Genomic DNA, 25,984 nt, shown 5'->3' with positions numbered 1-25,984 from the left:
GCCCTTCTCGAAGCCATCAGCCCCGCACCTCCCTCTGCTCGCCCGGCCCGCCGACCATGAGCCCGCCGACCGTGAAGACCCCCGCCATGTCGGCCGCCCGCCCCCGCAGCCGGTGTACCGGCCCGAAGAGCGCCTCGTCGCCGGCCGCCCGCTTGAAGTACAGGTGCGCCTCGTGCTCCCAGGTGAACCCGATCCCCCCGTGCAACTGGATCCCCTCCCCGGCCGCCACCCGCAGCGCCTCCAGCGCCTGCGCGAGCGCCAGCCCGCCGACCCGCTCGCCGCCCCCGCCACCCTCTCCGACGGGCCTGGCGGCCGCCGCCCAGGCCGCGTAGTACGCCGCCGACCGGGCCGCCCGCACCTGTACGTACACATCCGCGAGCCGGTGCTTCACCGCCTGGAACGACCCGATCGGCCGCCCGAACTGCTCCCGCTGCCGCGCATACGCGACCGTCCGCTCCACCACCCGGTCGGCGGCGCCCACGGCCTCCGCGGCGAGCACGGCGGCGGCCGCGTCCCCGACCTCGGACAGCGCCGACAACACACGGACGTCAACACCGGCCCCAGCCCTGGTATCGGTCTCGGTATCGGGGCCCAGCAACTCCGCCTCCACATCCCGCAGTTCGAGCCGAGCCGTCGACCGCGTCTCGTCGATACAGGTCTGCCGCACCCGCACGAGGCCCCCACCGGCCCCCGCTTCCCCCCGCACGAGGAAGAGCAGCGTCCGTGAGCGGGCGTACCCCCCGGCATGCGCGGCCACGAGCAGCATCCCCGCGCTGTGCCCGTCGAGAACCTGCCCGGCCTCCCCGTAGAGCCGCCACCCGTCCCCGACACGTCGCGCCTGCACGCCGCCGGCCCGGCCGCCGCCGGCCCACGCGCCTGCGTTGTCGCAGGTCAGCGCCAGCGCGGTGGTGAGGGTGGTGCCCGGTACGGCGAGGGCCGCGGTGAGCCGGCCCGAGGCGAGGCGGGGCAGCAGGTCGGCGCGCTGCCGCTCCGTGCCTAGGGCGAGGATCAGGGGGGCGACGAGGACGGAGGTGGACAGCAGCGGCGTGGGCGTGAGCGCGCGCCCCAACTCCTCGTTCGCCAGGGCCAGTTCCGTCACCGAGCAACCGACGCCGCCGTACGTCTCGGGGAGCGCGAGCCCCGGCAGCCCGAGCTGATCGGAGAGGGCGGCCCACAGTCCGACGTCGTACCCCGCCCCCGTGCGCACGGCTGCGCGGACCTCCTCCGGACCACAGCGCTTGAGCAGCAACTCCCGTACCGTGCGCCGGATTTCCTCCTGCTCGGTGGTGAAGCGGGCGTCCATGGGCGGTCCCCCTTCCACTCCCCCGACATCATCTCGACCTGACGGTCCGTCATATTAGGCCGGAAGGCGACCGAAGCACAGGGCCGCCGCCCGCTCATCTGATGTACCGTCAGATTCATGACCGCTGCGCCTGCTACGCCCGGAACCGGTGGCCGTCGTGACGCGGTACCTCGTGGCGGCGGCCGGAAGGTCGCAATCGTCGGGGCCGCGCTGTCCGACTGCGGCCGGGTGGACGGCGTGACCCCGTACGCGCTGCACGCGCAGGCCGCCCGCCGGGCCCTCGCCGACGCGGGGCTGGAGCGCACGGCCATCGACGGTCTGGCATCGGCCGGCCTGGGCACGCTGGCCCCGGTGGAGGTGGCGGAGTATCTGGGCCTGCGGCCCACCTGGGTGGATTCCACCTCGGTCGGGGGCTCGACCTGGGAGGTCATGGCGGCGCACGCGGCGGACGCGATCGCCGCCGGGCACGCGAACGTCGTGCTCCTCGTCTACGGCTCCACGGCCCGCGCGGACATCAAGGGGGGCCGCCGCACCGGCAACCTCTCCTTCGGCGCGCGCGGCCCCCTCCAGTTCGAGGTCCCGTACGGGCACACCCTGATCGCCAAGTACGCCATGGCCGCGCGCCGCCACATGCACGAGTACGGCACGACCCTGGAGCAGCTGGCCTCGGTGGCCGTGCAGGCCCGTGCCAACGCGGGGGCGAACCCGGAGGCGATGTTCCGCACGCCGATCACCGTCGACGACGTCCTCTCCTCCCCTCCGATCGCCGACCCGTTCACCAAGCTCCACTGCTGCATACGTTCCGACGGCGGCGCGGCGGTCCTGCTGGCGGCGGAGGAGTACGTGCGGGACTGCCGACCGGCGGTCCCCGTCTGGATCCTCGGCACCGGCGAGCACACCTCTCACGCGACCATGTCCGAGTGGCCCGACTTCACGGTCTCCCCGGCGGCGGTCAGCGGCCGCCTGGCCTTCGAACGGGCCGGCGTACGCCCCTCCGAGATCGACTTCGCCGAGATCTACGACGCCTTCACCTACATGACCCTCGTGACCCTGGAGGACCTCGGCTTCTGCGCGAAGGGCGAGGGCGGGGCCTTCGTCGAGAAGAACCGCCTCACCCTCACCGGCGACCTCCCCGTCAACACCGACGGCGGCGGCCTCTCCGCCCAACACCCCGGCATGCGCGGCCTCTTCCTCCTCGTCGAAGCGGTACGCCAGCTACGCGGCGAGGCGGGCGACCGCCAGATCCACACCTCCGACGGCCACCTGCCCCGCCTCGCGGTGGCCTCGGGCACGGGCGGCTGGTTCTGCTCCTCGGGGACGGTCGTTCTGGGGCGGGGGTGAGGAGGCCCGGCCACCCGTTCGGGTGAATCAGGCCTGATCAGAGCCCCCAGGTTAACGCTTGCATTAATTTCCTGCGCATGGCTCCAATGGGAAGTGATTCTCGTCGCGGAAGTGGCGACGCGGTTCGAAGCGCTGGCCAATTCCGACCCGGCCAGTGCCAGGCAGATGGAAGTAGCGGTCGACACCTTGGCGGACGAAGGCCCGTCCCTCGGGCGCCCTCTGGTCGACCGCATCAAGGGCTCCGAACAACATCACCTGAAGGAGCTGCGGCCCGGGTCCGCAGGTAACAGCGAAATCCGTGTCCTGTTCGCTTTCGACCCCGTACGCCGTGCCGTCCTGCTGGTCGCCGGAGACAAGGCCGGAAACTGGCGTGGCTGGTACGACACCAACATCCCGATCGCCGAGAAGCGCTACCGAAACCACATCGACGAGCTGCACACGAGGGAGTACGAATGAACACCGTCAGCTGGGAGGAAGTTAAGCGCCGGGTCCACGAGCAACAGCGGGCCGCCGGAATCCCGGTCATGACACCTGAGGAGAAGCAGGCCGCCAAGGACCAGCTCCTCGCCGAGATCCGCGCCTACAAGCTCGCCGAACTGCGGCGCGAGCAGGACCTCACGCAGCGCGACATCGCGGACTCCATGGGAGTCTCCACTCCTCGTATCTCCGCGATCGAGCACGGCGAGATCGACCGCACGGAGGTGGCGACCCTGCGGGCCTACATCCGGGCGCTGGGCGGGGAACTGCGGATGGTGGCGGACTTCGGCGACACGGCCTTCACGGTCGGCTGACGGCGGTCGTTCGGCGAGGCGCCGGCGTCTTCTCCCGGCGCCGGAATACGAGGCGGGACAGGGGCGCTGAACCGCTCGGCAGACGAAGGCGTCCCCGCAGCAGCCCGGAGGAAGCGACATGGCACTGTCCCGCAAGGAGCGCGAGGAGTTTCTGGCCGAGGCGCATGTGGCCGCGTTGGCGGTCGACGCCGGGGAGGGAAGGGCCCCGTTGACGGTGCCGATCTGGTACCAGTACGAACCCGGCGGCGACATCTGGGTCATGACCGGGCTGGACACCCGCAAAAACCGGCTGATCCAGGCCGCCGGCCGCTTCTCCCTGATGATCGACCGGCTCGACCCCACCATCCGCTATGTCTCCGTCGAGGGCCCCGTCACCGACACGTCCCCCGCCACCCTCGACGACCTCCGCGAGATCTCGGCCCGCTACCTCCCGGCCGAAAAGGTCGACGGCTACGTCGACTTCGCCTCGAAGAGCCACGGCGAACAGGTCATCATCCGCATGCGCCCCGAGAGGTGGGTCTCGTCCGACCTGGGCACGGTGTGAGACCGTCCCACCCATGATCGAGCCCCCTTCCCAGCCGCGGCCCACCTCCCCGGCCCCCGCCCGGCCGTCCGAGTTCGTGGAGGCCCTGCGCGGGCTGCGGGTCTGGGATCCGCAGGTCAGCGCCCTGCCGCTGTTCGACCCGGCTGCGGCGCCCGCCGAGCCGGTGTCGCTCTTCGCCGTGTGGTTCGGGGAGGTCGTGGCGGCCGGGGAGGTGGAGCCGCACACGATGTCGCTGGCCACGGCGGACGCGGAGGGCCGACCGGACGTCCGCACGGTGATGCTGCACGACGTGGACGCGCGGGGCTGGCACTTCGCCTCGCACGCCGACAGCCGCAAGGGACGCCACCTCGCGGCCCGCCCCTACGCCTCCCTCGGCTTCTACTGGCCCCTCCTCGGCCGCCAGGTACGGGTGCGGGGCCGGGTCACGATCGAACCCCCCGAGGCCGCCCACGCCGATCTGCACGCCCGCTCGACGGGAGCGCTGGCCGCCGCCCTCGTGGGCCACCAGAGCGAAGCCCTCTCCTCCTACGAGGAGTTGGAGCGCGCCTCGGAGGCCGCCTGGGCGCGCGCCGAGCGGGAACCGGACGTGGCCGTGCCCTCCTGGACGGCGTACGTCGTGGAACCGGACGAGGTGGAGTTCTTCCAGGGGGACGCGAGGCGACGGCACGTACGGCTGGACTACCGACGGGAGGGCGGGGGTTGGGTCACCGGGCTGCTGTGGCCCTAACAAACGTTTGGCGGTTCTACCAAACGTTTGGGCGGCGGTTCTACCAAACGTTTGGCAGACAGGCTGGGCAGCCGAGCGCGGCCAACACCCTCAGTGGTCGTTCTCCAGGTGCAGCTTGAGGAGATCGATGCCGTAGTCGCCCCCGTTGGGCGTGCGGATGATGGTGTGGATGTGCTGCTGGGTGGGGGTGCCGCCGGGACCGCCCATACCGCCACCACCGTTGCCACTACTGCTACTGCTACTGCTGCCGTTGAGGTTGTAGCCGAGCGGGGACTGGGCGTCGTACTCGATGAGGACGACCGGGCTGTGCACGCGGTAGTAGAACGCCGAGTCGTCGTCGGTCTCGCCGATCCAGTAGAAGTACGTGTCGTCGAGGTGTTCCTCGACCTCCTTCATCTTCACGTCGGCGTGCGCGTCGGCCATGTTGCCGACGTAGACGCGGACGAGGGCGAGGAGCTTGTCGCGCTGGGCATCGGTCCAGTCGGCGGCGGCGAGACCCTGGTGGGCGAGCTGGAGGTTGTCCTGCCCGGCACCGGCCTTCAGCTTGTTTCTTGCGAGGAACCCCGGGCGTTCACGCCCGGGAGGAATCGCTTCCTGGGTCAGGTGGCGCGGAGCGCCGCAGCGCCATGACGTCTGCTCGGCCGCGGAGCGGCCGGGTCTCTCGTCCGGTCAAGGCACCGACACACGACGAGGCGTGCCACTCGTTCAGGTGATCCACTTCGAACGTGCGGTGGCCCCTCGTGCGGGTGTGTACGTTCGGTGATTGTGAAACTGGTGGTGCAGGTCAAGCTGCTGCCGACGCCCGAGCAGGCGGCGGCACTCGATGCAACCCTGCACGCCTGCAACGAGTCCGCGACCTGGGTGAGCGAGGTGGCCTTCGAGCGCGATGAGTTCAAGAACTTCACCCTGCGCCGACACACCTATGACACCGTCAAGTCCCGCTGGGGCCTGGGCGCGCAGGCCGCCCAGCACGTCATCAAGAAGACGTGCGACGCGTACACCGCACTGAAGGCGAACCTGAAGGCCGGAAACCTGGGGCGTCCCGGCTCCAAGCGCTACCGTCGGGCGACCGAGAAGCCGATCTCCTTCCGCTCCCAGGGCGCGCAGCCCTACGACGACCGCATGCTGTCCTGGCAGATCCCGGACCGCACGGTGTCGATCTGGACCACCGGCGGGCGGGTCAAGGGCATGCCGTTCACCGCCTCCCCGGAGCAGCTGGCCACCCTGGCCCTGTACCGCAAGGGCGAGTCCGACCTGCTGGAGCGGGACGGCATGTGGTTCCTGAGCGCCACCTGCGAAGTCCCCGAAGCGCCACTGAACACGGAGCCGGTGGACTTCCTCGGGATCGACCTGGGCATCGTGAACATCGCTACCACCTCGGACGGCGAGATCCTGGCCGGACGTGAACTCAACCGGATCCGTACACGCGAGCGCGGCCTGCGCGCCAAGCTGCAGAAGAAGAACACTCCGTCCGCCAAGCGCCGGTTGAAGAAGCGACGGCGCAAGGAGGCGCGGCGGGCCAAGGACATCAACCATAAGATCGCGAAGCATGTGGTGGCCGAGGCGGAACGCACCGGTCGCGGGATCGCCCTGGAAGACCTCACGGGCATCCGCGAGCGGGTACGGCTTCGCAAGCCCCAACGGGCCACCCACGCCAGCTGGTCCTTCCACCAGCTGGGGCAGTTCATCGCGTACAAGGCCCGCAAAGCGGGGGTGCCGGTAGTGCACGTCGATCCGGCGTACACCTCCCGTACCTGCGCCGAATGCGGCCACATCGACAAAGCGAACCGGGTCTCCCAGGCCTGGTTCGCATGCCGGAACTGCGGATTCGTTGATCACGCAGACCGCAACGGCTCCCGCAACATCCGCGCGCGAGCGTGGGAGTTGTGGCGACGCGGGGCCCAGTCAACGGCCCCTGTCCCACCCCGAACACCTCGGAGCGGGACTGGACGCAAACGCAGCATCACCGCCAGTGATGCCCGTTGTGCAAGCCCGGCGCTTTAGCGCTGGGTACTTGACGTTGTCACCGGCCTTCGACTCGGACGAGATCACCTTCTCGCGCTGGGCGTCGGTCAGGGCGCGCAGGACGGTCAGACCGGCCTTGGTCTCCTCCCTGAACGTGGTGATCTTCTCGCCGTTATAGGTGGCGGAGGTCGGCTCGGAGCCCATGAAGGTCGGGGTCATGACGACCTGGTCGCCGAGGACGAAGTAGTTGATGGCCAGGTGATGGCCCTCGTACTGGAAGCCCCAGGGCTCGCTGGTGGACGGCGTGCCCATGAAGGTGAAGAAGTAGGCGCCCTCGGTGAGGGTGTCCCTGCCGCCGCCGCTGTACTCACCGAGTAACGCGTTTAGCTTCATGATGTTGCGGGACTGGGTGAGCCCGTCGGCGGAGAGCGCGGCGCCGGGGAGCGCGTAGCCGAGCTCGCGCTGCTTCTCGGTCAGGTCGCCCATGCGTGCGCCCTCGCGCTCGTAGCCGTCGACGTTGCTACAGGCCAGCCACTCGTCGTCCTCCACGTCGAAGACGGAGGCCTTCTTCTCCGCGCTGGTCAGCCCGTCGAGGAAGGCCTGCGCCCTCTGGACGACCTTGTCGGTGGACACGTCGGTGGAGTGGATCGAGTACAGGTCGTCGACGACCTTGCCGTCGGTCGTCACGCCGACGAAGTCCGCGTACTTCACCGCGCTGGCGCCCGGTCCCATGCCGCCCCCGCCGGCACCCGGGCCTCCGGAGGGCATGCCGTTCGGGGCGGCGGAGGACGAGGACGAACTCGCCGTACCGGACGAGCCCGACGAACAGCCGGTCATCGTCGCCACGGCCGCGACACCACCGGCCAGCAGCGCCCTGTTCATGAACCAGCGGCGGGTGCGCTGGGCCTCGGGGGGGGCGGTGGCCGTGGGTGTGGGTGTGCGGGTGAGGGTGGGCGTGCGCGTTCTCAGTCATGCGCCCAAGGTCGGGGGCGGAGCTGCGGCGTTCCTGAAGTGCGGCTGTGAGCGGACTGTGCCGGGCAACGGCCTCCCGGCCTCCCGGCCCTCAGTCCTCCATCAGCCCTCCCGCAAGCCTCCCTCAGCCCTCCCTCAATCCTTCGCCCAAACGGACACGTGCTTGGTGCTGTCGTTCGTGAACGGCTCCCCGTTCCATCCCGCCCAGCGGTCCCTCAGCCGCATCCCGGCCAGCCGGGCCATCAGGTCCAGCTCGGCCGGCCAGACGTAGCGGAACGGGATCGACCGGTACACCGGCCGCCCCTCGACGACGGTCATGTGGTGCGACCGCAGCCCCTGCGTCGCCACCTCGTACGTGTCGAACCCCAGCCGTGTCGGATCGACATGGAACGGCACCGCGTTCTGCCCCGGCGGCAGCCTCCGCAGGTCCGGCACCCCCACCTCGATCACGAAGCAGCCGCCGGGCACGAGATGCGCGGCGGCGTTGCGGAAGCAGTCCACCTGGGCGTCCTGCGTGGTCAGGTTGTTGATCGTGTTGTAGACGAGGTAGGCGACGGTGAAGCCGGGGCCGTCCACCCGGGCCGAGGCGAAGTCCCCGATGGTGACCCCTATGTCCGCGCCGCCCGGCTTGGCCCGCATCCGCTCCACCATGGCCCGTGACATGTCGATGCCGTGCACCGGCACGCCCCGCCGGGCGAGCGGCAGGGCGATCCGCCCGGTGCCGATCCCGAACTCCAGCGCCCGCGCGTCCCCTCCGGGCGCACTCGCGAGACCGGCGATCAACTCCACGGCCGGGTCGACGGCCTCCGCGCCGAACATGTCGGAGGAGGGATCGTCGTAGTGCGCGGCAACAGCCTCGCCGAAGTAGCCGTCGGGGTTGTCGAGGTCGTCGACGGCCTCGTAGCCGCCCCCGTGTGCGTATTCGTCAGCCACGCTCATCAGATCCCTTCCAGAGCCGGGTCCGTGGCCAGCCGAGCGTGCAGGTGCGCGTCCCTGAAGGCGTCGTGGCGTCCCTCGTCGAACGCCGCCCCGCGCATGGTCCCCTCGTACGGGAACCCGCACAGCTCGGCGATACGGCAGGACGCGGCATGGCCGACGACATGGTCGAGTTCGAGCCGGTGGATGCCGAACCCGGTGAAGGCCCAGCGGGCGGCGAGGTCGAGGGCGCGGGTGGCGACCCGTCGGCCACGGGCCTCGGGCAGTACCCAGTACCCGACGACGGCTCTCCGCATGAACGCGTCGATCCCGCTCAGTCCGACCAGCCCGAGCGTCACCCCGCTCTGCGCGTCCGCGACCCGGAACGAGACGGTCTTCCCCTCCGCGTCGGACTCGGCCCGCTGCCGCAGGGACTCCCGGGCACCCTCAAGGCTGCCGTCCAGGGTCGTGGGCGTGTTCCACCGCTGGAAGTCCGGATCGGCACGCCCCAGGAACCACGCCTCCACATCCGCGTCGGACTCTGGGTCCCAGGCGCACAGCCGCAGCCCGTGACCGTGCGGCTCGGCGGAGGGCCGCCGGGAAGGATCAGGAATCGGACCGGAGGATCGCTCATCAGTACGGCTCACGCCCCCATTGAAACGCGCACCCTGTCACGAGCGCGCGCGAAATACGGGCACCACGAAGCCCCCGCTCTCCCGGAAGACGACCTCCAACCCCATCCCCATGCGCAGTCCCTCCTCCTGCACCTCCTCCTTCTGCACCTCCTCCTTCTCCCCCCACTCCACGACCTCGGTCATCATCCGCGGCCCCTCGACGAGATCGACGACGGCGGGGACGTACGGCGTCCGCTCCCCGAAGGGCGGCAGGTCGTTGCGGTGGACGACGGACCAGGTGTAAAGCGTGGCACGCCCGGAGGCCTCCTCCCAGCGCACGTCCTCGCTCCAGCAGTACGGGCAGAACTCCCGCGGATAGTGATGGGCGCGCCCGCAGTCCGCGGCCCCGCAGCGCCGCAGAAGCAGCCGCCCGTCGGCGGCGGCGTCCCAGTACGTACGGGTGAACTCGTCGACCTCGGGCAGATCGAACCGCGCGCCACCACTCATCAATCGCACCCCCTTCAGAACAACCCCAACGCGCTGTCGAGGGACCACGTCTGCCAGGACATCCCGAACAGCGCCACCACCGAGATGAGCGCCATCATCGAGTTCTGCCCCTGCTCGGCCCAGTCGTGGATCATCAGCACGAAGTAGAGGAGGTTGAGCAGCAATCCGCCCACGAGTGCGACCGGCGTGAGGAACCCGAGGATCAGCCCGAGCCCGAGGGCGAGTTCGGCGTACACGACGACATAGCCCATGGTGCGCGGCCGAGGCTTGACGACCACATCGAACCCGCTCCGCACCGCCCCCCACCGATGCTTGCCCGCCACCCCCGCCGCCCACGCGATCCCGGCCCCCTCGGACCAGGCCTTCTTGTCCTTGTGCCGCCAACTCTCCAGCCACCACAGGCCCAGCCCGATACGAAGAACGGCCAGCCATTCGGCCCCAGAGAGCCAGATCGTGTCCATCGAAGCCGCCCTTCCGCATCCGCGTGGGGTTTCTGACGGTACGTCAGTTCAGCGGATGGGGGGTGGATACGCAAGACGCACGCAGGCGCGCCTGGGACCGACCGCCGAACCTAGGGCACGAATCCGGTCGGCATGGCGCGCCCGTAAAGCTCATCAAGACCGACCAACAGCACGCCACCTCTCTCTGCCACGGTTCGCAGCGACTCGCTGAAGCCCGCGGCGCTGAAGAACGCCAGTCCGCAGTGGGCAGTGTCCAGCCCCCTCGCAGCCGGCAGCTCGCGGGCCCGACCGAGCCGCTCCAGATGAGCGACGCCGATCACCGTCCCCCACTTCGCCTCCCCGAGGAGAGCGACCGAGGGCCGGCTACCCCCGGATCCCGGTGAGACGACAGCCACGCAGTCGAGAGCGGTGAAGGCAGTCGCGGGGGCCTCCCACGTCACCCCGTACGCCACCACCTCCTCTCCACATTCCAAGAGGCATACGCCACAGACCCCACCCACCCCTCCTACACCCGTGATCAATCCGCAACCAATTCCGGGCTTGACCGAGACCCAACAAGTGAGGGCGTGAATACGCTCGGTCGCATGGCCGATTCCAAAGCTTCCGTGACTCCCGCCTCCGACCGCCCCGTCTACGTGATCGGTGGCGGCCCCGGGGGACTGGCCGTCGCCCACGCCTTGCGGGCCCAGGGGGTGCGGGCCGTGGTGCTGGAGAAGGCGGACGAGGTCGGGGCGTCCTGGCGGCGACACTACGACCGGCTGCACCTGCACACGACCCGGCGGCTGTCGGGCCTGCCCGGCCTGCCCATGCCGCGCCACTTCGGCCGGTGGGTGTCGCGGGACAACGTGGTGCGCTACCTGGAGAAGTACGCCGAGGTGCACCAGCTGGAGATCGTGACCGGCGTCGAGGTGTCCCGCGTCGAGCGGAGCGCCGACGGCACCGGCTGGCTGCTGCACGCCACCGGCGGCCGCGAGCTGACCGGCGGCGCGGTCGTCGTCGCCACCGGCTACAACCACACGCCCCACATCCCCGACTGGAGTGGCCGGGACTCGTTCACCGGTGACCTGGTGCACGCCTCCGAATACCGCAATCCCGAGCCCTACGCCGGCCGTGACGTCCTCGTCGTGGGGATCGGCAACACCGGTGCCGAGATCGCCGTCGACCTCGTCGAGGGCGGGGCGCGGCACGTGCGGCTCGCGGTGCGGACGGCCCCGCACATCGTGCGCCGGTCGACCGCCGGGTGGGCGGCCCAGTACACGGGTGTCCTCGTAAGGCGGCTGCCGGTCGCCCTCGTGGACCGGCTCGCCAAGCCGATGGCGAAGCTCAGCGTGCCGGACCTGTCGGCGCACGGCCTTTCCCGGCCCGACACCGGCCTCTACTCCCGCGTGAACGAGGGGGCCGTTCCCGTGCAGGACGTCGGGCTCATCGACGCCGTACGGAAGGGCAAGGTCGAGATCGTCGGCTCGGTCGAGGGGTTCGAGGACGGCAAGGTCGCCCTCGGCGACGGCACCCGGATCGAGGCCGACGCCGTGATCGCCGCCACCGGCTACCGGCGAGCCCTGGAAGGGCTCGTCGGGCACCTCGACGTGCTCGACGGGCGCGGGAAGCCGGTCGTGCACGGCGCCCACTCCCCCAAGAACGCCCCCGGCCTCTACTTCACCGGCTTCACCAACCCCATCAGCGGCATGTTCCGCGAACTCGCCCTCGACGCCGAGAAGATTGCCAAGGCTGTCGCGAAGACGGGCGGGGTCGCCACGCGCGACGCGGTCACCGTACAGATCCGCACCGCGTCGCACTGACGAACGACCTGGCGGCGGCAGGGGTGGCGGAGTAGCGGGGGCGGGAGCCCTGTGCACCGAGCGGCCCCGGCCGCCGGTCACCGGGCGGCTCTGACCACCGGGCGACCCCCGGCCACTGGTCACCGGGCGACCCCGGGCACCGAGCGGCCCGGGTCACCGGGTCACCGGGTCACCGGGTCACCGGGTCACCGGGTCACCGGGTCACCGGGTCACCGGGTCACCGGGCGATCCTGGCCACCGGGCGATCCTGGCCACCTGACCAGCCGGCCGTCACCTGACCACTTGGGGACCTGCCGCCTGCCACCCTGCGACCTGGCTCCAGGCGCGGGCCCATGCCCATGCCCAAGCCCCGGCTCGGCTCGACCCAACCCCGGCCCCGCCCCCCGTCGCACGGGCGCAACTTGACCCCACTCGCTGACCCCACTCGCCACCCCGGGCGTCACCATGCCGCCCACGCTCACCCACAAGGCGAACGCCCGCGCCGCGTTCGGCCGCAGACCGACCTGCTCGTACACGTCTGATCGCCACCCCGTACGGGTACAACCTCCTTACTGCCGCGTAACTTTGCTTGCACACCCATTCCTGACACAGCGTCAGTTCAGTAATCTGAGATCTGACGTGTCGTCAGAAACGTGAGTGCGTCACGTCACTGAATTGGCTGTCACACAGGAGCGGGCGGACCGATGCTTGGATCAACCCACGGCACCCTCACCACCGACTCCCGCCGGGCCCGGGCCATCGCGTGCGGCGAGCACCCCGCGCAGGTCGTACACGGCAGGCCCGCCGAGGCCGGCGACCTCGACGTCAGCGGACGCCCGCTGTACGCCGACGTCCCCGATCTGGACCGTTTCTTCCGCCCGGAATCCGTGGCCGTCGTCGGCGCCTCGGACGCGGAGGGCCGGCCGAACACCGGGATCACCCGGCAGCTGCTCGCCTGGTCCGAACGGGTCGGCGCCCGGCTGCACCCCGTGCACCCCACGCGTGCATCGGTCTTCGGTATCCCCTGCGTCCCCTCCGTCGCCGACCTGCCCGAACAGGTCGACCTCGCCGTACTGCTCCTCTCCGATCCCCTCCCCGTCATCAACGAACTGGCCGAGGCCAAGGTGAAGTTCGCCGTCGCCTTCGCCTCCGGCTTCGCCGAGACCGGCGAGGAGGGCGCCGCCGCGCAGGAACGGCTGGCCGCCGCCGTGGCCCGCGCCGACGGTCTGCGGCTGCTCGGCCCCAACACCAACCTCAACGCCTTCGAGCACTTCCGCGACGACCTCGACGGCCCGGCGATCGCGCTGATCACCCAGTCCGGCCACCAGGGCCGCCCCGTCTTCTCCCTCCAGGAACTCGGCATCCGCCTCTCCCACTGGGCCCCCACCGGCAACGAGGCCGACCTGGAGACCTCCGACTTCATCTCCTACTTCGCCGAACGCCCCGAGGTCGGCGCCATCGCCGCCTACGTCGAGGGCCTCAAGGACGGTCGCGCCTTCCTCCTCGCCGCCGACCGGGCCGCCCGGCGCGGTGTCCCCGTCGTCGCCGTCAAGGTCGGCCGCACCGAGACCGGCGCCCGCACCGCCGCCTCCCACACCGGCAAGCTGACCGGCGCGGACGCGGTGGTCGACGCGGCGATGCGGCAGTACGGCGTGATCCGCGTCGACGGACTCGACGAACTCCAGGACACGGCCACCCTGTTGGCACGGGCACGCCGGCCACGCATCCCGGGCTCAGCCACCCCGGACTCAGCAGGCCCGAGGCCCGAGGGCATCGTCGTCTATTCGATCTCGGGCGGCACGGGCGCGCACTTCGCCGACCTGGCCACCGAGGCCGGACTGCCTCTCCCCACGCTCTCCGAGACCAAGCAGGCAGAGCTGCACCAGTGGATCCCGGACTATCTGAGCGTGGCCAACCCCGTGGACAACGGCGGCCACCCCGTGGGCGACTGGCGTGGTCCCCGCATCCTCGACGCGATCCTCGACGACCCGGCGGTGGGGGTGCTGATCTGTCCCATCACGGGCCCCTTCCCGCCGATGAGCGACAAGCTCGCCCAGGACCTGGTGGCCGCCGCGGAGCGGACGGACAAGCTGGTGTGCGTGGTGTGGGGGTCGCCGGTGGGCACCGAGGCCGCCTACCGCGAGACGCTGCTGGGCTCGTCCCGGGTGGCGACCTTCCGTACCTTCGCCAACTGCATCACGGCCGTCCGCGCCCATCTCGACCACACCCGCTTCACCAGCGCCTACCGCTCCCCCTTCGACGAGGCACCGCGCTCCCTCTCCCCCTCCTTCCGCAAGGCGAAGGCGCTGATGCGGCCGGGGCAGCAGCTGAGCGAACACGCGGCCAAGCAGCTGCTGCGCGCGTACGGGATACGCGTGCCGCGCGAGCAGTTGGTGACCAGCGCGGCAGCGGCCGTACGCGCGGCGAGCCTCGTCGGCTACCCGGTGGTGATGAAGGCCTCCGGTGCCCGCATCGCCCACAAGACGGAACTCGGCCTGGTGAAGATCGGCCTGACCTCCGCGAGCCAGATCCGCGACGCCTATCGCGAACTGACCGACATCGCCCGCTACGAGGACGTCTCCCTCGACGGGGTTCTGGTGTGCCAGATGGTCGAGCGGGGTGTGGAGATGGTCGTGGGCGTCACGCACGACGACCTCTTCGGGCCCACGGTCACGGTCGGCCTCGGCGGTGTCCTCGTGGAGGTCCTCCGCGACTCCGCCGTACGCGTGCCCCCCTTCGCCGAGGACCAGGCCCACGCCATGCTCGCCGAACTGCGCGGGCGGGCCCTGCTGGACGGGGTGCGCGGGGCTCCCCCGGCCGACGTGGACGCCCTCGTGGAGGTCGTGCTCCGCGTGCAGCGCATGGCGCTCGAACTCGGGGACGAGATCGCGGAGTTGGACATCAACCCGCTGATGGTGCTGCCGAGGGGGCAGGGAGCCGTGGCCTTGGACGCCCTGGCCGTGTGCCGCTGAGCGTCGGCGCAGCACACCCAGGACAGCCATCACTCCCCGTAGCGACAGGAGCACCCACATGTCCGCTTCCCCCTCTGAACATCCCGAAAAATCCCGTGACTCATTGATACTGCACGCCACTGACAACGCCGTCTCGTGGATCACCCTCAACCGCCCCGAGGCGATGAACGCGATCACCCCTGACCAGCGGGAACGCCTCATCCACCTCCTCACCGACGCCTCCGCCGACCCCGCCGTACGCGCGGTCGTCATCACGGCGACGGGCCGCGGCTTCTGCGCGGGGGCGGACCTGCGGGGCGCGGCGACCGGCGGGGAGCGGGTGGCCGGTGACGTGGCGCGCACCATCCGGCTCGGCGCCCAGCGCCTCGTCTCGGCCGTGCTCGACTGCGAGAAGCCGGTGATCGCGGCGGTGAACGGCACGGCGGCGGGCATCGGCGCGCATCTCGCCCTCGCGTGCGACCTCGTACTGGCATCCGAGGAGGCCCGTTTCATCGAGGTGTTCGTACGGCGCGGCCTCGTCCCCGACGGGGGTGGCGCGTATCTCCTCCCCCGCCTCGTCGGCCCCCACCGGGCGAAGGAGCTGATGTTCTTCGGCGACGCCCTGTCCGCCGCCGACGCGGAGCGCCTCGGCCTCGTCAACCGTGTCGTCGCCGCCCAGGACCTGGAGAAGACGGCCCGCGAGTGGGCCGAACGTCTCGCCGCCGGCCCGACCCGCGCCCTGGCGTTGACCAAACATCTGGTCAACTCCTCCCTCGACGCCGACCGCGCCACCGCCTTCGCCGCCGAGGCCGCCGCGCAAGAGATCAACATGACGACGCGGGACGCCCAGGAGGGCGTGGCGAGCTTCGTGGAGCGACGGACACCGCACTACGAGGGCCGCTGACGAGTTACGAGGGCCGCTGACGGGTGCGGGAGAACCGTTACGGGACCGGCCTTCACTTCTGACGGATCGTCAGCTCCAATGGTGATGTGATGGGACACGCTGGAATGGCAGCCACCGCCGTCCGCTATCTGAGGTCGGACCCGGCGGACGGAAGCCGTAGGACGACGCGCACGGAACCTGTCGTCGAAGCACTGCCGCGCCCCGAGCTGCGCTGCGTCGGCGAGGATGAGCGCGCTCCGGTGGACCAGGCCGAATTCCGGCGCGTACTGGGCAACTTCGCGACGGGTGTCACGGTGATCACCGCACCGGCGCCGACCCCGTCGGCCGACGACCCCGCCGTCACCGGGCGCCTCACCGAACACCTCGACGGCCGCCCCGCCGACTGTCCCGCCGACCGCCCCGCCGGCTTCGCCTGCCAGTCGTTCTCGTCCCTCTCCCTCGATCCGCCGCTGGTCGCCTTCATGGTCGGCCGTACGTCGACGACCTGGCCCCTGATCGCCCGCGCGGGTGTCTTCTGCGTGAACGTACTCGGCGCGGATCAGGGCGACCTGTGCCGACGCTTCGCGGTGAGCGGCGCGGACAAGTTCGCCGACGTCGCCCACACCCCGGCCCCCGCCACGGGCTCCCCCCGCCTCACCGGCGCCGCCGCCTGGATCGACTGCGCGATCCACGCCGTGCACACCGGCGGCGACCACCTCATCGTGGTGGGCCGGGTGAAGGCGCTGGGCACGGACGACGAAGCCACGCCACCGCTGCTGTTCCACAGAGGACGGTTCGGGGAGCTCAGGGCCTGACCAACAGGACGGGCGCAACTCGCACAGAGGGCAGGGATGCCGCAGCCCTGCCCCGCCCTGCCTGCCGTGGCGCGGTTCGAGGCGGGCGGGGCCATCCCCACGGCCAAGGAGCCCCGACCCACAGGCCCCTGCTGCCCCACGCCTCGACCGGCTACCCCCTCACCACCCCGCCCACGACCACCACACACAGCACGGCCAGCGTGCCCCACGTGAGGATGGCCGCGCAGGGCTGGACGGGGCGGCCCGCGTCGGCGCGTGCGAGGGTGTGGTGTGCTGCCAGGGTCGGCGACAGGACAGCCGCGTAGAGCGCGAGGCCGGTGAGGTGCCAGGACGGGACGGCCAGGGCGGGGAGCACCCACAGGGTGCAGGCGGGCGGGATCCACCACCAGGCGATACGGCCCGTCAGCTGCCGTGCGGTCCAGTGCGCGAGCAGGAGGGCCGGGAGGACGTAGGCCGCGGTCAGCACGGTGGCGGCGAACAGGACGAGCAGGAGCAGCAGCGGAGCCACGGCGAAAGCCACGAAAGGCTCTCCACCACCGAGTCCCGGCGACTCACCGAGTCCCACCAGGAACAGCACCGCACACAACAGCGCGCCCTCCACGCCCAGCACCGCCATCGCCACCGCCGACGGCGCGGCCCCCTTCCGGGCCGTGCCCTCCGCCGCCACCCCAGCCGTCGCCATGTCCATCACCGCCATCCCTCCCCTCACAGGGAGTGTGCCCCGGCCGAAACGGTTGCTCCGCACGCGGTCCCGGTCGCATCTGTGGGACGGCTCAGGCGACCCCCACCCTCCCCGCCCCCCGCCTCCGAATCACCAGGGCCATCAGGGCCGCCGCCGCGCACAGCGCGCCCGAGGCGTACCAGACGACGTCGTACGAACCGAAGATGTCGCGGGCGAGGCCGCCCAGGAAGGCGACGAGGGCGGCGCCGATCTGGTGGGAGGCGAGGACCCAGCCGAAGACGATGGCGCTGTCCTCGCCGTAGTGCTCACGGCACAGGGCCATGGTGGGCGGGACGGTGGCGACCCAGTCGAGGCCGTAGAAGACGATGAAGAAGATCATCGGGAGATGGACGGCGGGGGCCAGCAGGATCGGGAGGAAGAGGAGCGAGATGCCCCGGAACGCGTAGTACAGCGCCAGCAGCCGGCGCGAGTCGAAGCGGTCCGTGAACCAGCCCGAGGCGATCGTGCCGAGGACGTCGAAGATCCCGATGACGGCCAGCAGCGAGGCCGCCGCCCTGACAGGCATGTGCTCGTCGTGGGCGGCGGGGATGAAGTGGGTCTGGATGAGGCCGTTGGTGGAGGCGCCGCAGATCGCGAACGTGCCGGCGAGCAGCCAGAACGGCCCGGTCCGCATCGCCGAGAAGAGCACCCTCACCGCCCGCCGCGCCGCTCCCGTCACCGGTCCCGGTTTCGGCACGAACTCCTTCGCCCCGTACGGCTTCAGCCCCACGTCCGCCGGGTGATCCCGCAGCAGCAGCCAGACGAAGGGGACGACGGCCAGCGCGGCGAGGGCGACGGTGACGGAGGCGGGCCGCCAGCCGCGTTCGGAGACGATCCACGACAGCAGGGGGAGGAAGATCAGCTGCCCGGACGCCGAGGCGGCGGTCAGGATGCCCGAGACCAGGCCGCGCCGTGCGGTGAACCAGCGGTCGGTGACGGTCGCCGCGAAGGCCAGCGCCATCGAACCGGAGCCGAGCCCCACCAGCAGGCCCCAGCAGAGCATCAGCTGCCAGGCCGAGGTCATCCACACCGTCGTACCGGCCCCGAGCGCGATCACCGTCAGGGCGACGGCGACAACCCGGCGGATGCCGAAGCGGTCCATCAGCGCGGCGGCGAAGGGAGCCGTCAGGCCGTACAGCGCCAGGTTGATCGAGACCGCCGACGCGATCGTGCTGCGCGACCAGTCGAACTCCTGGTGCAGCGGATCGATCAGCAGACCCGGCAGCGAACGGAAGGCCGCCGCCCCGATGATCGTCACGAAGGTGACGGCGGCGACGAACCAGGCGCGGTGGATCCGGGCCCGCCCGGCGGGGCGTGCCTCGGCGGGGCGTGCCTCGGCGGGACCCCGGTCGCCGGCAGCGGGACGAGCGTCAGCGACGGGAGGGACGTCGGCGGGACGGAGGTCCGCGGCGGCAGCGGTGGCGCGGGCGTCGTCGTCGGCGGGACGAGCGTCGTCGGCTGTCTGGGTCATGCCATCAACCTTCCCGACCTGCGGCCTTGCCGCACGAGTGGCCTGCAGGACAGCATTCATTAGGATCGGGCCATGCCCGCCGAGCCGCCCACCAGGCCCCCTGTCCCTCCCCCGGTCCGCCACCGCGTCGTGGTCCTCGCCCTCGACGGGCTGCTGCCCTTCGAGCTCGGCATCCCGCAGCGCATCTTCGGCATGGCGCGGGACGCGGCGGGGCGGGCGCTGTACGACATCGTCACCTGCTCGATCCGGCCGCCCGGCCCGGTGGAGACGGACGCCGACTTCGAGATCCTCGTCCCGAACGGCCCGGAGACCCTCGCCACCGCCGACACGGTCGTCGTCCCCGCCTCGTACGAACTCGGCCCGGTCCACGAGGACGGCGTCCTCACCCCCGAACTGGCCGCCGCCCTCGCCCACATCCGCCCCGGCACCCGGCTGGTCTCCATCTGCACCGGCGGCTACGTCCTGGCCGCGGCGGGCTTCCTCGACGGCCGCCCGGCGACCACGCACTGGTACCACGCCGAACACTTCCAGCGGCTCTTCCCGAAGATCCGGGTAGACGCGGACGTCCTCTTCGTCGACGACGGCGACGTCCTCACCTCGGCGGGCGTCGCGGCCGGCATCGACCTGTGCCTGCATCTCGTACGACGCGACCACGGCACCGGCGTCGCCAACGACGTGGCCCGGCGTACGGTCGTACCGCCGCACCGGGACGGCGGGCAGGCCCAGTACATCCAGCGGCCGTTGCCCGCGCCGCAGTCCGCGACCACGACCGCCGCCCGCGCCTGGGCCCTGCGGCGCCTCCACGAACCGATCCAGCTCCGCGACATGGCCGAGCAGGAGTCCATGTCCGTCCGCACCTTCACGCGCCGCTTCCGCGAGGAGGTCGGCGTCAGCCCCGGCCAGTGGCTCACCCAGCAGCGCGTCGAACGGGCCCGCCACCTCCTGGAGTCCACCGCCCTCTCCATCGACCAGGTCGCCCACGACGCGGGCTTCGGCACGGCCCAGTCGATGCGGCAGCATCTGCAGGGTGTGCTCGGGGTGACTCCGACGGCGTACCGACGGACGTTCAAGGCGGAGGGGACCGGGCGCGCGGAGGGAACCGGGCGCGCGGAGGGAACCGGCCGCGCAGAGGGAACCGGACGTGCGGAAGACACCGGACGTGCGGAAGACGCCGGACGTGATCGACCTGCCCGGCCGGTGGTCTAGAACCGGTGGTCCAGAACCGGTGGTCTAGAAGGTGAGCACCGCCCTCGCCACCCGCCCCTCTCCCGCGTCCTCCGCCGCCTTCGCGAAGTCCTCCACCGGATACGTGGCCGTGACCAGCTCGTCCAGGAGAAGGCGGCCCTCCCGGTACAGCTCGGCGTAGAGCGCGATGTCCCGCTGCGGTCGCGAGGAGCCGTAGCGGCATCCCAGGATCGACTTGTCCAGGTAGAGGGAGGAGACGAGGAAGGACGCCTCGGCGGTCGCGGCCGGTACCCCCAGCAGTACCGCCTGGCCGTGCCGGTCCAGCAGGTCGACGGCCTGGCGGATGAGTTCGACGCGGCCGACGCACTCGAAGGCGTGGTCGGCGCCCGTGGGGAGGATGTCCCGTACGCCGTCCACGGAGGTGAGGAAGTGCGTGGCCCCGAACCGCCGCGCCACCGCCTCCTTCTCCGGATTGGCGTCCACGGCGACGATCCGCGTCGCCCCCGCGATCCGCGCGCCCTGGACGACGTTGAGCCCGATCCCCCCGGCCCCGATCACGACGACACCGTCCCCCCGGTCGACGCGCGCCCGGTTGAGGACCGCACCCACGCCGGTCAGCACCCCGCACCCGATCAGCGCGGCGGAGGTCAGCGGGACGTCCTTCGGTATCCGTACGGCCTGCACGGCCTTGACCACGGTCTTCTCCGCGAAGGCGGAGTTCGCGGCGAACTGGAACAGCTCCCGCCCGCCCCGCGAGAACGGCCGTGTGGGCCGCCCGATCGCCCTACGGCACATGGTCGGCCGCCCCCGGTCGCAGTCGGCGCAGGCCCCGCAGTTGGCGAGGGTGGACAGGGCCACATGGTCCCCTGACCGGACATGCCCGACCCCCGCGCCCACCGCTTCGACGACCCCCGCACCCTCGTGTCCCAACACCACCGGAACCGGAAACGGAATCGTCCCGTCCACCACCGACAGGTCGCTGTGGCAGAGCCCGGCGGCCGAGACGGCCACCAGCACCTCACCGGGCCCCGGCTCCCGCACGACCAGATCGTCGACGACCTCGGCCCGCTTCCCGTCGAACACCACTCCGCGCATGGTCTTCACCCCTCGCCTCTCGGCTCCCTCGGCAGACCGAGCACCCGCTCGGCGATGATCGTGCGCTGCACCTCGTCCGAACCGCCGTAGATGGTGTCGGCCCGGCTGAACAGGAACAGTTGCTGGAACGGCTCCAGTTCGTACGGCTCCTGCGCCGACCACTCGCGCGGCCCCACCACCGCCCCCGCGCCCCGCACCTCCATGGCCAGCTCCCCGAGCCGCCGATGCCACCGCCCCCACAGCAACTTGGCCACACTCGGCGCGCCGGCCTCCGCGCCCCCGCCCCCCGAGCCGGACCCAGACCCGGACCCAGACCCAGACCCCGAGCCGGACCCCGGACCACCCTCCGGACCTCCCAGTGTCCGCAGGGCGTTCCACCGCATCACCCGCAGCTCGGCCCACTGCCGTACGAGACGGTCGCGTACGACGGGATCGTCAACCGCCCCGCTGTCCACGGCAGCCCGTACGACGTCCCCCAACTCCTGCTCGAACCCGATCTGCTGGGCGAGGGTCGACACCCCCCGCTCGAAGCCGAGGAGACCCATGGCGACCCGCCAGCCGTTCCCCTCGCCCCCGACGACGTGCTCCGCGCGGGCGTGCGCCCCGTCGAAGAACACCTCGTTGAACTCGCTCGTGCCCGTCATCTGCCGGATCGGGCGCACCTCGATCCGCCCCGGCTGGTCCATGGGCACGAGCAGCAGCGACAGCCCGTGGTGGCGTGCGGACCCCGCCTCGGTACGGGCCAGCACGAAGCACCAATCGGCCTCATGGGCCAGCGAGGTCCAGATCTTCTGCCCGGTGATCCGGTACGACCCGTCCCCCGCACACTCCGCCCTCGTCCGCACCCCGGCGAGATCCGACCCGGCACCGGGTTCGCTGTAGCCCTGGCACCAGAGTTCGTCGCCGCGCGCGACCGCCGGCAGGAACCGCCGCTTCTGCTCCGCGCTTCCGTACGCGATCAGGGTCGGCGCCAACAGCTTCTCGCCGATGTGCCCCGACCGCGCGGGCAGCCCGGCCCGGGCGTACTCCTCGGCCCACACGACCTGCTGAGTGAGCGAGGCGGTCCGATTCCCGTAACCCCCCTCACCCCACCCGAGCCCGATCCACCCGGCGGCTCCGAGGGTCCGTTCCCAGGCCCGCCGGTCCTCCCGCACCCCGGCGTGCGCCCCCAGCCACACCCGCACGTCCGCCCGGAACGCCTCGTCCTCGTCACTGAACCCGAAGTCCATGCCACCTCCCGTTTGTCGGCTGCAGGTGAGTGGGGGCTGGTCGCGCGGTTCACGGGGCGCAGCCCCTGCCTTTCAGGGGCTGCGAGGAACTGCGCGAGCAACCACACACCACCCCACCCGCCAACGAACCGAAACACCCACCCTCTTAGGCGTTCGGCCGCTCCCCAGTCGCCGCCGCCCGCGCCATCCCCTCCACCCGCTCCAGCATCGGCATCGGGTCCACCCCCACCGCCCCCGGCAGAACCTCCGCGATCCTCTCCGGCGTCCAGCCCTCCTCCGCGTACGCCGAGCGCAGCTCCCGCGGCTGCGCCCACACCGCGATCTTCGGCCCGGCGACCGTGTACACCTGCCCCGTGATCCGCTCCTCCCGAGCCCGGTCCGACAGCAGATACACCACGAACGCGGCCACATCCTCCGGCTCACCGATCTCGGTCAGCTCCATCGGGACACCGGCGGACATCCGCGTACGCGCGACGGGCGCCACCGCGTTCGCGGTCACCCCGTACCGGTGCAGGCCCAGCGCGGCGCTGCGCACCAGCGAGATGATCCCGCCCTTGGCCGCGCTGTAGTTGGCCTGGGAGACGGACCCCTGGTGGTTGCCGCTCGTGAACCCGATCAGGGTCCCCGCCCGCTGCTTCCGCATGATGGCGGACGCGGCCCGGAACACCGTGAACGTGCCCTTCAGATGCGTGGCGATCACCGGATCCCACTCGTCCTCGGCCATGTTGAACAGCATCCGCTCCCGCAGGATCCCGGCGACGCACACGACCCCGTCGATCCGCCCGTACGTCTCGACCGCCGCGTCCACGACCCGCTGTCCGCCGGCCATCGTGGAGATGTCGTCGGCGACGGCGACCGCCTCGCCCCCGGCCGCCTCGATCTCCTTGACGACGGTCTCGGCGACGGAACTGGTGGGTTCGGAGCCGTCCACGGAGACGCCGTAGTCGTTGACGACGACCCGCGCGCCCTCGGCGGCGGCGCCGAGAGCGACCGCACGGCCGATCCCCCGCCCCGCTCCGGTGACGGCGACGACCTTGCCTGCCAAGAAGTTTCCCACCCCGGCCCCTTCCCCTCATCGCAGTTTCTGACGGACCGTTAGCTGACGGGTCGTTAGATTCGCCCCGCACGGCGATTCTACGACCCGTCGGATACGCCACCACAAGCCCCGGGGAGGCCCGATGTCATCACCCACGGAGTTCGCAGCGTTCACGGAGATCGCCAAGCGCGTGAACAACTGGGGGCGTTGGGGGGCGGACGACGAGATCGGCACCCTCAACCTGATCACCGACGAGGTCGTGCGGGAGGCCGCCGCCTCGGTCCGCTCCGGTCGCCGCGTGCCGCTCGCGCTGCCCCTCCAACAGGACGGCGTGCAGACGGGGATGATGCCGGGCAGGGTGAACCCGCTGCACGCGATGGTGCAGATCAACCAGGAGATCTTCGGTCCGGGCACGGTCGCGTGCAGCGACGACGCGGTGACGATGGGGCTCCAGGCGGCGACCCACTGGGACGCGCTCACGCATGTCTCGCACTCGGGCCGGATCTACAACGGCCGCCCGGCCGCCACCATCACCCCGCACGGCGGCGCGGCCTTCGCCGGCATCGACAAGGCGCGGCACATCGTCTCGCGCGGCGTCCTTCTGGACATCCCGCGCGCCCTGGGCCTCGGCGACGACCGCCTCCCCGGCAACCACGCGGTCACCCCCGAAGACCTGGACGCGGCCGAGGAGTTGGCGGGCACCCGGGTCCGCGCGGGTGACATCGTCCTCGTCCGCACCGGGCAGATCCGGACCTACCTCACCGGCGACAAGCACGCGTACGCGTTCCCGTCGCCGGGGCTCTCGCTCCGCACCCCGGAGTGGTTCCACGCGCGTGATGTCGCGGCCGTCGCCAATGACACCCTGACGTTCGAGATCTTCCCGCCGGAGATCGAGGACCTGTGGCTGCCGGTGCACGCGCTCGACCTGGTCGAGATGGGCATGCCGCAGGGACAGAACTGGAATCTCGAAGAGTTGTCCACAGCCTGTGGAAAACTTGGGCGGTACGACTTCCTGCTCTCGGCCATGCCCGAGCCGTTCGTCGGCGCCACGGGCACACCGGTGGCACCGATCGCCATCCTGTAGGCCCCCTGAGGGCCCCCGAGGGCACCGAGTCGGCCGGCGGCGGCGCGCCGTCGCCCGCCCCGAGCACGGCACCGCGCGCCACCATCCGGCTTCGACGCACCCCCGCACCCCGCCCCGCCCTGCGGGCCCTGTCGGGAGTCGACGCCGAAACGCGACCCACGCTCGTCGAGGGCTTCCGTCATCGAAACCCTCGTCGTCCCCTCGCGGCGAATCGCTGAACACAAGCGTGATCAAACGGACACGACACGTCAACACCCGTTCGGGGACCAGTCAGGCGAAACCGTCGTCGCGGCGGTGCGTACGGAAGCACGTCCCGGCGCGCGGTTCGGCCACCACCGGCCGCCCGTCCAACGCCGTGCGCTCGCGCGCAGGCTCGTGCGGCGCGAATCCCGCCCGGCTGTGCGCCCCTGCGTCGGAGGTACGCGATGTCGTGCGCCCCCAGGCCGTACGCGGCTGATCGCGCGGTTCCCCGCGCCGCTGAAGGAGCGCACCCCGGCGCCGCCCTCAGCGCCGGCTGAGGGCAATCACGCCGCTGGGGCGGCAGGGGTGGGCGCGGCGGCACCTCGTCGCCGCCGAGCAGCGGAACCGACTCCCGGCCCGCCGCACCTCCGGCCCGCCGGGAACTCCGGTCCTAGACCGACTCGTACGCCAATCCCTCGCGCGCCAGGCTCTCCCGGGCGACCGCGGCGACCCCGGTCACCGCACCGCACGCCGGGTAGACCGCCGGTGTCACGACGCCGTTCCCCGCACCCGGCGCGCCACCCGACGCCCCCGAGACACCCACCGCGCCGGTCACCCCGGGCACCACCCGGTCGAGCTCGCACCAGATGCGTTTGCCGACACCCTCGTAGGACCAGCCCCAGCGGTCCGCGAGGACCTCGACGAGGGCGAGGCCTCGCCCGCCCGTCTCGTCGCCGTCGGCGCACCGCGGCGTCGGCGGACACGCGCTGGTGTCGGCGACCTCGAGGCGGACCATGCCGATCGCACCGTCACGAAGGCAGGACAGCAGCAGCCGCAGCACGGCCGGACGGCCGGTGTGGACAACCGCGTTGGTGACCAGCTCGGAGACGAGGAGGATCAGCGTCTCGGCGAGTGGCTCGTCGTCTCCTATCCCGGACCCGGCGAGCCGTGAACGGGCCCATCTCCGTGCGCGACCCACCTCTGTGGGGTCGGGCCGGATCTCCAGCTGCACTTGAAGCACCTGCACCGCTCACACCATCCGAACCGGCGGACACATCGCCGCACGCCCCTCAGGGGCCACGATCGTGGTCATCTGCTGCCTGGCCGACGCCACCGTCATCGACACCGTCGGCACCGGGATCACGGAACGTGATCCCCTTACAAGACAGCATGGTTGACGTACAGTCACCCCAACAAGCGCTTCGGGCATATTCCAGCGCGAAGGAGTACGCATACGGCATACTGTGCGACGCTCGTCGCGGGGAGTCGAACAGACCGGAGCGACGGGACTCCGGCCCACTTCACGAGCGCCGCGCACCGCCGGATCCGGGGCCGCCACAGGGGCAACACCGGCTCGGCTCGACCTCGGAACCACTCGCATCCACCAGAAGGTACCGGAGCGGGACTCCGACTCCA

At 71.3% G+C, this 25,984-nt stretch carries 26 protein-coding genes; 12 read left to right on the top strand and 14 right to left on the bottom strand.

Annotation, left to right across the window (positions count from 1 at the left end):
• Positions 1 to 16: 16 nt before the first annotated feature.
• Positions 17 to 1,303 (bottom strand): acyl-CoA dehydrogenase family protein, encoded by a 1,287-nt coding sequence (locus tag OG622_RS27520; RefSeq protein ID WP_371579298.1) that lies wholly within the window; start codon positions 1,301 to 1,303, stop codon positions 17 to 19.
• Positions 1,304 to 1,420: 117 nt separating this feature from the next.
• Between OG622_RS27520 and OG622_RS27515 the strand changes: the two genes are divergently transcribed.
• From OG622_RS27515 to OG622_RS27495, 5 genes are all read left to right on the top strand, one after another.
• The gene (locus OG622_RS27515; protein ID WP_371579297.1) at positions 1,421 to 2,644 is read left to right on the top strand and encodes an acetyl-CoA acetyltransferase; all 1,224 of its coding nucleotides are present in this window, start codon (positions 1,421 to 1,423) and stop codon (positions 2,642 to 2,644) included.
• A 111-nt stretch (positions 2,645 to 2,755) separates the two neighbouring features.
• Complete coding sequence (locus tag OG622_RS27510) at positions 2,756 to 3,100, top strand: type II toxin-antitoxin system RelE/ParE family toxin (protein WP_371579296.1); 345 nt, start codon at positions 2,756 to 2,758, stop codon at positions 3,098 to 3,100.
• Positions 3,097 to 3,435, top strand: a complete 339-nt coding sequence (locus tag OG622_RS27505; protein WP_371579295.1) for an XRE family transcriptional regulator — start codon at positions 3,097 to 3,099, stop codon at positions 3,433 to 3,435. The genes OG622_RS27510 and OG622_RS27505 overlap by 4 nt, the downstream gene beginning before the upstream one ends.
• 118 nt (positions 3,436 to 3,553) lie before the next feature.
• Positions 3,554 to 3,979, top strand: a complete 426-nt coding sequence (locus OG622_RS27500; RefSeq protein ID WP_371579294.1) for a pyridoxamine 5'-phosphate oxidase family protein — start codon at positions 3,554 to 3,556, stop codon at positions 3,977 to 3,979.
• Positions 3,980 to 3,992: 13 nt separating this feature from the next.
• Positions 3,993 to 4,706 carry a pyridoxal 5'-phosphate synthase gene (locus tag OG622_RS27495; protein WP_371579293.1) on the top strand — a complete coding sequence of 238 codons (714 nt, stop codon included), beginning with the start codon at positions 3,993 to 3,995 and terminating at the stop codon, positions 4,704 to 4,706.
• Between the two features lie 90 nt (positions 4,707 to 4,796).
• Here OG622_RS27495 and OG622_RS27490 read toward each other — a convergent pair whose 3' ends face one another.
• Positions 4,797 to 5,249 carry a DUF3500 domain-containing protein gene (locus OG622_RS27490; RefSeq protein WP_371584237.1) on the bottom strand — a complete coding sequence of 151 codons (453 nt, stop codon included), beginning with the start codon at positions 5,247 to 5,249 and terminating at the stop codon, positions 4,797 to 4,799.
• Positions 5,250 to 5,471: 222 nt separating this feature from the next.
• Here OG622_RS27490 and OG622_RS27485 point away from each other — a divergent pair, with 222 nt between their 5' ends.
• Positions 5,472 to 6,710, top strand: coding sequence for an RNA-guided endonuclease InsQ/TnpB family protein (locus tag OG622_RS27485; protein WP_371579292.1), 1,239 nt, complete (start codon positions 5,472 to 5,474; stop codon positions 6,708 to 6,710).
• Here OG622_RS27485 and OG622_RS27480 read toward each other — a convergent pair.
• The 6 genes from OG622_RS27480 to OG622_RS27455 all read right to left on the bottom strand — a co-directional run bounded on the left by OG622_RS27480 (position 6,612) and on the right by OG622_RS27455 (position 10,595).
• A complete protein-coding gene (locus OG622_RS27480) occupies positions 6,612 to 7,553 on the bottom strand; it encodes a DUF3500 domain-containing protein (RefSeq protein WP_371579291.1) in 942 nt (313 codons plus the stop codon). The genes OG622_RS27485 and OG622_RS27480 overlap by 99 nt on opposite strands.
• Before the next feature lie 225 nt (positions 7,554 to 7,778).
• Positions 7,779 to 8,582, bottom strand: coding sequence for a class I SAM-dependent methyltransferase (locus OG622_RS27475; protein WP_371579290.1), 804 nt, complete (start codon positions 8,580 to 8,582; stop codon positions 7,779 to 7,781).
• Positions 8,582 to 9,205, bottom strand: a complete 624-nt coding sequence (locus OG622_RS27470; protein WP_371579289.1) for a GNAT family N-acetyltransferase — start codon at positions 9,203 to 9,205, stop codon at positions 8,582 to 8,584. The genes OG622_RS27475 and OG622_RS27470 overlap by 1 nt, the downstream gene beginning before the upstream one ends.
• 24 nt (positions 9,206 to 9,229) lie before the next feature.
• Entirely contained in the window at positions 9,230 to 9,679 is a 450-nt protein-coding gene (locus tag OG622_RS27465; protein WP_371579288.1) for a Zn-ribbon domain-containing OB-fold protein, read from the bottom strand.
• A 14-nt stretch (positions 9,680 to 9,693) separates the two neighbouring features.
• Entirely contained in the window at positions 9,694 to 10,140 is a 447-nt protein-coding gene (locus tag OG622_RS27460) for a DoxX family protein (RefSeq protein ID WP_371579287.1), read from the bottom strand.
• Positions 10,141 to 10,250: 110 nt separating this feature from the next.
• A complete protein-coding gene (locus OG622_RS27455) occupies positions 10,251 to 10,595 on the bottom strand; it encodes a hypothetical protein (protein ID WP_371579286.1) in 345 nt (114 codons plus the stop codon).
• A 129-nt stretch (positions 10,596 to 10,724) separates the two neighbouring features.
• On the opposite strand from OG622_RS27455, the gene OG622_RS27450 reads away from it, so the two are divergent.
• The 4 genes from OG622_RS27450 (at position 10,725) to OG622_RS27435 (ending at position 16,567) form a co-directional block, all read left to right on the top strand.
• Positions 10,725 to 11,939, top strand: a complete 1,215-nt coding sequence (locus OG622_RS27450) for a flavin-containing monooxygenase (protein WP_371579285.1) — start codon at positions 10,725 to 10,727, stop codon at positions 11,937 to 11,939.
• 683 nt (positions 11,940 to 12,622) lie between these two features.
• A complete protein-coding gene (locus OG622_RS27445; protein WP_371579283.1) occupies positions 12,623 to 14,890 on the top strand; it encodes an acetate--CoA ligase family protein in 2,268 nt (755 codons plus the stop codon).
• Between the two features lie 58 nt (positions 14,891 to 14,948).
• A complete protein-coding gene (locus OG622_RS27440) occupies positions 14,949 to 15,773 on the top strand; it encodes an enoyl-CoA hydratase/isomerase family protein (protein WP_371579281.1) in 825 nt (274 codons plus the stop codon).
• 89 nt (positions 15,774 to 15,862) lie between these two features.
• Entirely contained in the window at positions 15,863 to 16,567 is a 705-nt protein-coding gene (locus tag OG622_RS27435; protein WP_371579279.1) for a flavin reductase family protein, read from the top strand.
• Positions 16,568 to 16,718: 151 nt separating this feature from the next.
• Here the strand turns inward: OG622_RS27435 and OG622_RS27430 are convergent, their stop codons facing one another.
• Together OG622_RS27430 and OG622_RS27425 are read right to left on the bottom strand one after the other, a co-directional pair.
• Positions 16,719 to 17,255 carry a hypothetical protein gene (locus tag OG622_RS27430; RefSeq protein ID WP_371579278.1) on the bottom strand — a complete coding sequence of 179 codons (537 nt, stop codon included), beginning with the start codon at positions 17,253 to 17,255 and terminating at the stop codon, positions 16,719 to 16,721.
• Positions 17,256 to 17,340: 85 nt separating this feature from the next.
• Positions 17,341 to 18,759 (bottom strand): MFS transporter, encoded by a 1,419-nt coding sequence (locus OG622_RS27425; RefSeq protein WP_371579277.1) that lies wholly within the window; start codon positions 18,757 to 18,759, stop codon positions 17,341 to 17,343.
• Positions 18,760 to 18,831: 72 nt separating this feature from the next.
• Between OG622_RS27425 and OG622_RS27420 the strand changes: the two genes are divergently transcribed.
• Complete coding sequence (locus tag OG622_RS27420; protein WP_371579276.1) at positions 18,832 to 19,965, top strand: GlxA family transcriptional regulator; 1,134 nt, start codon at positions 18,832 to 18,834, stop codon at positions 19,963 to 19,965.
• Positions 19,966 to 19,989: 24 nt separating this feature from the next.
• On the opposite strand, the gene OG622_RS27415 is transcribed toward OG622_RS27420, so the two are convergent.
• The 3 genes from OG622_RS27415 to OG622_RS27405 all read right to left on the bottom strand — a co-directional run bounded on the left by OG622_RS27415 (position 19,990) and on the right by OG622_RS27405 (position 23,325).
• Positions 19,990 to 21,039: a Zn-dependent alcohol dehydrogenase gene (locus OG622_RS27415; RefSeq protein WP_371579275.1), complete on the bottom strand. Its 1,050-nt coding sequence runs from the start codon at positions 21,037 to 21,039 to the stop codon at positions 19,990 to 19,992.
• Between the two features lie 5 nt (positions 21,040 to 21,044).
• Positions 21,045 to 22,268, bottom strand: coding sequence for an acyl-CoA dehydrogenase family protein (locus OG622_RS27410; RefSeq protein ID WP_371579274.1), 1,224 nt, complete (start codon positions 22,266 to 22,268; stop codon positions 21,045 to 21,047).
• Between the two features lie 145 nt (positions 22,269 to 22,413).
• Positions 22,414 to 23,325, bottom strand: a complete 912-nt coding sequence (locus OG622_RS27405; RefSeq protein ID WP_371579273.1) for an SDR family NAD(P)-dependent oxidoreductase — start codon at positions 23,323 to 23,325, stop codon at positions 22,414 to 22,416.
• Positions 23,326 to 23,446: 121 nt separating this feature from the next.
• Here OG622_RS27405 and OG622_RS27400 point away from each other — a divergent pair, with 121 nt between their 5' ends.
• On the top strand, positions 23,447 to 24,388 hold the full coding sequence (locus OG622_RS27400; RefSeq protein ID WP_371579272.1) for a cyclase family protein: 942 nt from the start codon (positions 23,447 to 23,449) through the stop codon (positions 24,386 to 24,388).
• Between the two features lie 631 nt (positions 24,389 to 25,019).
• Here the strand turns inward: OG622_RS27400 and OG622_RS27395 are convergent.
• Complete coding sequence (locus OG622_RS27395) at positions 25,020 to 25,580, bottom strand: ATP-binding protein (RefSeq protein ID WP_371584236.1); 561 nt, start codon at positions 25,578 to 25,580, stop codon at positions 25,020 to 25,022.
• Between the last annotated feature and the right edge of the window lie 404 nt (positions 25,581 to 25,984).

The sequence above is a fragment of the Streptomyces sp. NBC_01314 genome (genome assembly GCF_041435215.1).
Taxonomy (GTDB): Bacteria; Actinomycetota; Actinomycetes; order Streptomycetales; family Streptomycetaceae; genus Streptomyces.
The sequence above is the reverse complement of the archived record's forward strand: the minus strand, read 5'-3'. Positions and strand labels throughout refer to the sequence as shown.